This window comes from Tatumella sp. JGM94 (genome assembly GCF_018257595.1).
GTDB classification, from domain to species: domain Bacteria; phylum Pseudomonadota; class Gammaproteobacteria; order Enterobacterales; family Enterobacteriaceae; genus Tatumella; species Tatumella punctata.
Window position 1 is genome coordinate 146,379 of record NZ_JAERJN010000008.1, and the last position, 8,252, is coordinate 154,630.

The 8,252-nt window shown below is 50.5% G+C and carries 9 protein-coding genes, 1 tRNA gene and 1 rRNA gene; 8 read left to right on the plus strand and 3 right to left on the minus strand.

The genetic code is table 11. The features are described from left to right. Positions 1–18: 18 nt before the first annotated feature. The 7 genes from JK216_RS08015 to citG are packed head-to-tail and all read left to right on the plus strand — an operon-like array spanning position 19 to position 5,982. A complete protein-coding gene (locus JK216_RS08015) occupies positions 19–894 on the plus strand; it encodes a fumarylacetoacetate hydrolase family protein (RefSeq protein ID WP_212711416.1) in 876 nt (291 codons plus the stop codon). Positions 895–899: 5 nt separating this feature from the next. Continuing rightward, positions 900–1,922, plus strand: a complete 1,023-nt coding sequence (citC, locus tag JK216_RS08020; protein ID WP_212707553.1) for a [citrate (pro-3S)-lyase] ligase — start codon at positions 900–902, stop codon at positions 1,920–1,922. Positions 1,923–1,947: 25 nt separating this feature from the next. Further along, on the plus strand, positions 1,948–2,241 hold the full coding sequence (citD, locus tag JK216_RS08025; protein ID WP_212707554.1) for a citrate lyase acyl carrier protein: 294 nt from the start codon (positions 1,948–1,950) through the stop codon (positions 2,239–2,241). Then, positions 2,238–3,113 (plus strand): citrate (pro-3S)-lyase subunit beta, encoded by an 876-nt coding sequence (gene citE, locus JK216_RS08030; RefSeq protein WP_212707555.1) that lies wholly within the window; start codon positions 2,238–2,240, stop codon positions 3,111–3,113. Before citD ends, citE begins: the two co-directional genes overlap by 4 nt. 10 nt (positions 3,114–3,123) lie before the next feature. Continuing rightward, the gene (citF, locus tag JK216_RS08035) at positions 3,124–4,635 is read left to right on the plus strand and encodes a citrate lyase subunit alpha (protein ID WP_212707556.1); all 1,512 of its coding nucleotides are present in this window, start codon (positions 3,124–3,126) and stop codon (positions 4,633–4,635) included. Then, entirely contained in the window at positions 4,635–5,174 is a 540-nt protein-coding gene (gene citX / locus JK216_RS08040; protein WP_212711415.1) for a citrate lyase holo-[acyl-carrier protein] synthase, read from the plus strand. The genes citF and citX overlap by 1 nt, the downstream gene beginning before the upstream one ends. Then, a complete protein-coding gene (gene citG, locus JK216_RS08045) occupies positions 5,152–5,982 on the plus strand; it encodes a triphosphoribosyl-dephospho-CoA synthase CitG (protein ID WP_212711414.1) in 831 nt (276 codons plus the stop codon). The genes citX and citG overlap by 23 nt, the downstream gene beginning before the upstream one ends. 91 nt (positions 5,983–6,073) lie before the next feature. Here the strand turns inward: citG and metA are convergent, their stop codons facing one another. Next, complete coding sequence (gene metA / locus JK216_RS08050; RefSeq protein WP_212707559.1) at positions 6,074–7,003, minus strand: homoserine O-succinyltransferase; 930 nt, start codon at positions 7,001–7,003, stop codon at positions 6,074–6,076. Positions 7,004–7,436: 433 nt separating this feature from the next. Here metA and JK216_RS08055 point away from each other — a divergent pair, with 433 nt between their 5' ends. After that, positions 7,437–7,889: a GNAT family N-acetyltransferase gene (locus tag JK216_RS08055; protein ID WP_212707560.1), complete on the plus strand. Its 453-nt coding sequence runs from the start codon at positions 7,437–7,439 to the stop codon at positions 7,887–7,889. Between the two features lie 136 nt (positions 7,890–8,025). Here JK216_RS08055 and rrf read toward each other — a convergent pair. Together rrf and JK216_RS08065 are read right to left on the minus strand one after the other, a co-directional pair. Further along, a 5S ribosomal RNA gene (rrf, locus tag JK216_RS08060) occupies positions 8,026–8,141 on the minus strand. 34 nt (positions 8,142–8,175) lie between these two features. Then, positions 8,176–8,251 (minus strand) — tRNA-Thr (locus tag JK216_RS08065). Position 8,252: the final 1 nt, after the last annotated feature.

Consider the following 8,252-nt stretch of genomic DNA (forward strand, 5'->3'; position numbering starts at 1 on the left):
GATATTGCAGGATTTCAGATGAAAATAGCCAGTTATCTGCATCAGGGTGTTCGCAGCTACGGAATAGTAAAAACCGACGGTATTATCGATTTAGGGAGTCGTCTCTGCCACCGCTACGCAGATCTGAAATCCTTACTCGTCGCCGGGGAACTTGCCACCGCACGCAGCTATAGCGAAGAAAAAATCGATTTTACAACACAGGAGATCGATTACTTACCGGTGATTGAAAACCCCGGCAAGATACTGTGTGCAGGGATGAATTATGCCGAAAAGCGGCAGGAGTTTGGGCAGACTGACCCGGCCCCGACGTTATTTATCCGGTTTGCTGATTCTCAGACCGGCCATAATACCCGGTTACTAAAACCTTATGATTCTGATCAATTCGACTATGAAGGTGAGCTGGCGATAATCATCGGTACCGCAGGCCGGCATATTTCTCAGGCAGATGCCCTCAGTCATATTGCCGGTTACAGCTGTTATATGGATGCCTCTGTCAGGGACTGGCAGCACGCCTGGTTCACCGCCGGAAAAAACTGGCGTAACACCGGTGGTTTTGGCCCTTACCTGACCACCAGTGATGAAATAGATAACCCCCATAACCTGATGCTCAGGACCCGGCTCAACGGGACAATTGTTCAGCAGGATAATACCTGCAATATGATCCACAGCATACCTTACCTGATTGAATATATTAGTACTTTTACAAGAATCAGCGCCGGGGACGTGATTATTACCGGCTCACCTGGCGGGACAGGGAAAATGCGTCGCCCTCCGTTATTTATGCAGCCCGGTGACCGGATAGAAGTCGACATTGAGCAGGTCGGCCATCTGATCAATACAGTCGCAGAAGAGCCCGTCGTTTCCGAAGTATTTACCGGCCAAAGGAGCATATGACGACAATGGATATTCTCCCTGTATTCAGTCTGCGTATCACGGACAGTATCCGGCAGCCACAACGTCTGGAAAAGATTCGTCAGTTTCTCAGCAAACATGATCTGGCACCGGACAACGATATTCGTTTCTTTGCTGAAGCCAGTATTGGTCACCGGCTGGCGGGCTGTGCCGGTCTGGCGGGAAATATCGTCAAATGTGTAGTGACCGATACTCCCTGGCGGGGAGCCAATCTGACAGGGTTACTGCTGGCTGAGCTCGAACGCATTGCGGTTGATAAAGGTATCGCACCGCTTTTTCTCTGCACCCGCCGGGAAAACTGCGATAAGTTCTGCCGCTGTGGTTTCTGGCCTGTTGCCGAGGATTCAGCTGGCACAGTACTGATGGAAAACAACCCGGTCGGGCTGCAACGCTATTGCCAGCAGTTGCAGAAATTACGCCAGCCCGGGGAAAAAATTGCCGCCATTATCATGAATGCCGACCCTTTTACTCTGGGGCATCAGTTTCTGGCAGAGCAGGCTTGCGGGCAATGTGACTGGCTGCATCTGTTCTTAGTCGGAGAAGAAGCGGCATACTTTTCTTATGCCGACAGGCTGACGATGCTGACCCATGGGGTGGCTCATTTACCCCGGGTAACAGTGCATGGTGGTTCACCCTACATTATTTCCCGTGCCACGTTCCCCGCTTATTTCCTGAAAGACAAGGTGGCAGTCGATCAGACATGGAGTGAAACAGATCTGATTTTGTTTCGGGACCATATTGCTCCGGCGCTGGGGATCACCCACCGTTTTGTCGGTTCTGAACCTTTCTGCCTGACCACCCGCCGGTATAACCAGGCCATGCATCATCTGCTTGGCGGTCATATGGTAGTCGCCGAAATAGCACGTATCAACAGCTCCGCGGGGATCCCGTTTTCGGCCTCAGAAGTGCGACGGTTGCTGGCTGAGCAACAGTATGACCTGCTGCGTGACAAGGTGCCCGCCACGACATTTTCACACCTGAAAACACTGATCAGCCCACATCCGGTGTGAAGTTAAATGAATAAGGAGATAACAGATGAAAATTATCAGAGAGGCATTATCCGGTACCCTCGAATCCGGCGATGTCAGAGTAAAAATACTGCCCGCTGACGGTACTATCGACATCGTCATCCAGAGTGATGTCATCAAACAGTTCGGACAACAGATCAATCAGGTAAGCGTACAAACACTGGCTGATATGGGTGTTCACAGCGGGCTGCTGATTATTGAAGATAAAGGAGCTCTCGATTGCGTGCTGCGCGCACGGATACAGTGTGCGGTGTTACGGGCGGCGGACGAAGCAAAACCTGAGTGGGAGACTATGCCATGAAAAAACTTCGCCGCAGTATGCTGTTTGTCCCGGGAACCAGTGCCGCCATGCTCTCCAGCGCATTTATCTATCGCCCCGACGCCATCATGTTTGATCTCGAAGATGCCGTTTCGGTGAATGAAAAAGATGCCGGGCGTTTGCTGGTCTGCCAGGCATTACAGCACCCGATGTATCGGGATATAGAGAAAATTGTCCGTATTAATCCACTGCATACGCCTTTCGGATTACAGGACCTGAAAGCGGTAGTACACGCAGGCGCAGAGGTTATCCGCCTGCCAAAAACCGATTCCCCACAAGACATCCATGCCCTGGAAACCCAACTGGAAATCATCGAGCAAACCTGTGGTCGCCCCTCCGGAACCACCCGCCTGCTGGCTGCTATCGAATCGGCTACCGGGGTTATCAATGCGGTCGCGATTGCCCGCAGCTCACCCAGGCTCATCGGTATCGCCCTGGCTGCATTTGACTACGTTATGGATATGCAAACCGAGCGTGGTGACGGTACTGAGCTGTTTTATGCCCGCTGTGCGGTTCTGCATGCCGCCAGGGCCGCAGGTATTGATGCTTTTGATGCCGTCTGGTCAGACACCAGTGATGAGCAGGGTTTTCTGAAAGAAACCGACCTGATACGCAGAATGGGCTTCAATGGGAAATCCCTGATTAATCCGCGTCAGATAGCCTTACTGCATCAGGCATTTGCGCCAACACAGCAGGAAGTGGACTATGCACAACAAGTGATTGAAGCCGCCAGTGAGGGAGAAAAGCAAGGGCTGGGAGTCGTTGCTCTTAACGGGAAGATGATTGATGCACCGATCATCAGTCATGCACAGAAAGTGCTGGAACGTGCTGCCGCATCTGCTGTACATCACTGAGGATAATATTATGAAAGATAAAGATTTACTGCCTGGCTGCGGGCAACTTAATGCTTTTAGCGGGGCGAATGTCTCAACGCCCTGGCTGGCTGATCCTGAACAGAAGCATACCCGGAAACTCTGTAATAATTTGGAAGAAGCGATACAACGCTGTGAGCTACAAGATGGAATGACCATCTCATTTCATCACGCCTTCCGCGAAGGCGACAAAATGATTAATTATGTGGTTGAAAAGCTGTCCGCTCTCGGTTTTAAAAATCTGACGCTGGCATCCAGTTCGCTGATGAGTTGCAATGCCCCGCTGATTGAACCAATCCGTGCAGGCGTCATTACGGCCATTTATACTTCAGGGATGCGTGGCCAGCTGGCAGAGGCTATCTCTAACGGGCTGATGGCATCACCGGTACATATCCACTCCCATGGCGGCCGGGTCAAACTGCTGCAGGACGGTGAAATCAGTATTGATGTTGCCTTTCTCGCTGTGACCGGCTGTGATGAGTTCGGCAATGCCAGCGGTACCGGTAAAGGTTCAGCCTGCGGCTCTTTAGGCTATGCCATGACCGATGCCCGCTATGCACGTAAAGTTGTACTGCTGACAGAAACATTGCTGCCTTATCCTGCCTTACCGGCCAGTATCCTCCAGGATCAGGTGGATTATATTGTACAGACCGACTGTGTCGGAGATCCCGCCAGGATCAGTGTCGGTGCGGCCCGTATAACCAATAATCCCCGTGAGCTGTTGATTGCCCGCCATGCCGCCGGAGTCATTGAACATTCCGGTTATTTTACCCCCGGCTTTTCTTTGCAAACCGGTTCAGGCGCTGCCGCAACGGCCTGTACCCGGTTTCTGGGCGAAAAAATGGCACGGGATGGTATCCATGCCCGCTTCGCTCTTGGCGGGATCACTGCCAGCCTGGTTGAGCTTCATGAACAGGGATTAATCGAAAAACTGCTGGATACCCAGTGTTTTGACAGCCAGGCCGCAGAGTCTCTTGGCCGTAACCCTCTGCATCTGGAAATATCCACCAATGTCTATGCCAATCCCGCCAGTAAAGGAGCCAGCTGTGATCAGTTGGATGTCGTGATACTGAGTGCGCTGGAAATCGACCTCGATTTTAATGTCAATGTGATCACCGGATCCGATGGCGTAATGCGGGGCGCATCTGGTGGTCACTGTGATGTCGCGGCGGCGGCTAATCTGACCATAGTGGTGGCACCTTTAATCCGTGCCAGGATCCCCACCGTGGTAAAACGTGTAACAACACTGGTCACTCCCGGAGAAAGTATTGATGTTCTGGTCACCGATCACGGGATTGCGGTGAATCCTGCCCGCCCGGAATTAAAAGAACGTCTGATACAGGCAGGAATGAATATAGTATCTGTTGACGATCTCTGGCAACGGGCCTTGCTGATCAGCGGGCAACCGCAACCAATAAAATTCACCGATAAGATTGTCGGTATCATCCGTTACCGTGATGGCAGTGTGATTGATGTTGTCCGACAGATAGCGAAGGAAGAATAATGGACAATCCGGAAACTTTCACCCGCGCCTTCAGCCTGAACTCTCTGCTGCAGGCCAGAGAGAAAAGAGCGGCGCGACAGGATAAGTGGTTAACCCGCTATCATCAGCCGGTGATTTCCCTGACCCTGGTGACGCCAGGACCGGTTAAAACCAGTGCCCGCTATGAGAATATTATGGGGGTAGCCCTGCAGGTCTGTGACCAGTGGATAAGCCAGAACCACTGGCCATTAACTGCCAGGCAGGTGAACTGGCTGGCAACCGGGCCTGAGGCCTTATGGTGTGTTGATCATCCCGCAGCAGAGCTCAAAAAACAGTTGGCAGAGATTGAGCAGACACACCCGCTGGGCAGACTCTGGGACTTTGATGTCATTTGCCCGCTATCAGGTGTGACAGACAGAAAGTCCCTGAATCATCCTGCTCGTCGTTGTCTGGTTTGTGACCTGCCGGCAATCCGTTGTGCGCGTTCACGCCGTCATCCGCCACAAGTTGTATTGGATTGTGTGGAGAGAATCATTAATGACTGGTTTACCCGTGGATAATGGATCTTTCACGCTGCTTCCGCAAAAAGTGATTGCAGCATTACAGGATGAACTGGATCTGACACCGAAACCGGGACTGGTTGACCGCAATAACAGCGGATCACACCATGATATGGATTATGACTTATTCCGGCAGAGTATCAGTGCTATCAGTCCATGGTTCAGGGTATTTGAGCAACTCGGATACAGTAATGCCTCTCTGCCCGCAGAGAGGCAACTACTGCTACTGCGTCCCGCAGGCCTGGCATGTGAACAGGCCATGTTTTCTGCTACCGGACAAGTGAATACGCATCAGGGAGGAATCTTCTCTCTCGGGTTGCTCTGTTGTGCCGCCGGGCGGCTGGCAGGACGGCAGGAGGCAGTCAGCGCACTGGCCCTATGCAGGGAAACCAGTGCCATCTGCCGGGGGATTGTCGACCGGGAGCTGGCTGCGGGCCGAAATGCCAGCCCGTCAGCTATCCGGCTGTTCCGGCAGTATAAGCTGACCGGGGCCAGAGGAGAGGCAGAAAGCGGATTCCTGACAGTTCGCCGCTATGTATTGCCATTCTGGCACCAGGAAACGGGTAAACGTCAGCATCACCATGCTTTACTCCGGCTAATGTCGGTAAATGCAGATACCAATCTGGTTTCGCGTGGCGGCATGGCCGGACTCGGGTTTGTACGTCATTATGCCCGAAAAATACTCAGCGGAGCATGGGGGGCCGATGAACTGAATAACATGGATCAGCAACTGATATCCCGTCATCTGAGCCCGGGCGGAAGTGCTGATTTACTGGCTGTTGCAATAGTACTGGCAGGCCTGATGTAATATTTCACTCGAGTAGCAGAAGAGAAAACCAGAACACAATTCCTCACGGAGATAATCACCACTACCTCCGTGAATAATCCCCGGGAAGATATCAGTCCAGAGTCGGTGTCATATGCTTCAGGTCGTATGGCGTTATCTGGTAGACATAATAATTCAGCCAGTTAGAAAAGAGTAAGTGTCCGTGACTACGCCAGCTCGCCTGAGGAGTCAGGTGAGGGTTATTACCCGGAAAATAATTATAGGGCAGTGGTGAATCGATCCCCGCACCAATATCCCGCTGATACTCGCCTGCCAGAGTATCCGCATTATACTCGGGATGACCAGTGACAAATACCAGCCGTTTATCCCGGCTCGCCATCAGGTAAACTCCGGTTTGTTCTGACACTGCAAACACATCAAGATCGGTATGATCACGGATAATATCAGCCGGAAAATCCGCATAGCGGGAATGGGGGGCCAGAAACTGGTCGTCGAATCCACGGGTCAGTAATCCATGTGGCTGTACAACATTGTGCTGATAAACACCCGACAGTTTTTGCTGACGGGTCATTTTCGGCAAGCCATACAAAATATTTAATGCCGCCTGTACAGCCCAGCAGACAAACATTGTCGATGTGACATGATCTTTCGCCCAGTGTAATACCTGCTGTATTTGTGGCCAGTAAGCAACATCATCAAAATCGACCAGGCCCAGAGGTGCGCCGGTAACAATCAGACCATCGTAGTTTTCATGCTGAATATCAGAAAAGTTACAGTAAAAGGTATCCAGATGCTCAGCCGGTGTATTTCTCGACTCGCGGTTATCTATACGCAGTAACTGAATATCCAGTTGTAAAGGCGAGTTCGACAGTAATCGCAGAAACTGATTCTCAGTTTCGATCTTTTTTGGCATCAGATTAAGGATCAAAATCTTCAGTGGCCGAATATTCTGGATCAACGCACGGGAAGACGCCATAACAAAGACATTTTCGTTGCGTAAAAAATTAACCGCGGGAAGATCATCCGGTACTCTGATTGGCATTACCTGATACCTCTTAAAAACACATATACGTTTAGACATCCAGACAGCCAAGACTAGCGTGCAGCCTGTAAAAAGTCGAGACTGATCGGCTGATTATGAAAATCTTTCAGCTTAACTCTGCAAATAATTCAATAAATACCCAGAGCAGCACGTAATACCCACAGGCAGATCAACGAGGTGTCCGATTATACGTAGCCTGCCCGGAATAACAGCCCTGGCAGCCGGAGGAATAGCAACAGACATGACCATACACCGGACGGAATTAATACATCGCCATATACTGCTAAAATAAAGAGTTTTTACTGATAATATCCGCTGTAATTCTCTCGATTAGCAGAAAATAGTTATCTTTTAAAAATTTTGACAGCAAAAGATTATCATTTAATATGATATTTCCGGAAGAAGCATAATTATAACGGGGCAATAAATTATTATGGAATATGTTATAAGATCGGCTACTGCCAGTGATATTAATACAATTATCACATTCACTGTACGTGAGGCACAGGAATCACAAGGCTCTGAAGTTGACCTGATTGCGGTTGAACGCGGAGTATCCTCAGCATTTACCCGGCATCCTCGTTCACAATACTGGATAATGGAAAATGCAGACGGTAGCGCTGTTGCTCATACTTCGATTATCAAAGAATGGAGCGATTTTTGCGGTAAAGATTACTGGTGGATACAAAGCTTCTATATTGCCCCTGAACACCGCGGACGAGGTCTGGCCGATCAATTGATTAACCATCTTAGCGCCGCTGCAAAATCAGCAGATGCTCTGGAACTGCGCTTATATGTACACGGAGATAATCAACGTGCTATCCGCGCATACCAGCGCTGCGGTTTTTCCGCGTCTCCTTATTTAATGATGAAAACCAGTCTGTAACAAGCCAGAAATACCCTGCCGGTGAAGTGTCTGCAGGGTGTTTCTGGAAAAATACCACCGCCGGAGGGTATTTTTCTTCTATAGCCATAAAACGCAAAAAGGCCATCCTTACGGATGGCCTTGTGCTTTATTTGATGCCTGGCAGTTCCCTACTCTCGCATGGGGAGACCCCACACTACCATCGGCGCTACGGTGTTTCACTTCTGAGTTCGGCATGGGGTCAGGTGGGACCACCGCGCTATTGCCGCCAGGCAAATTCTTTTATACCGAAATCATGTTTTTTATCTGGTGCTGATACCCAGAGTCGAACTGGGGACCTCACCCTTACCAAGGGTGCGCTCTACCAACTGAGCCATATCAGCA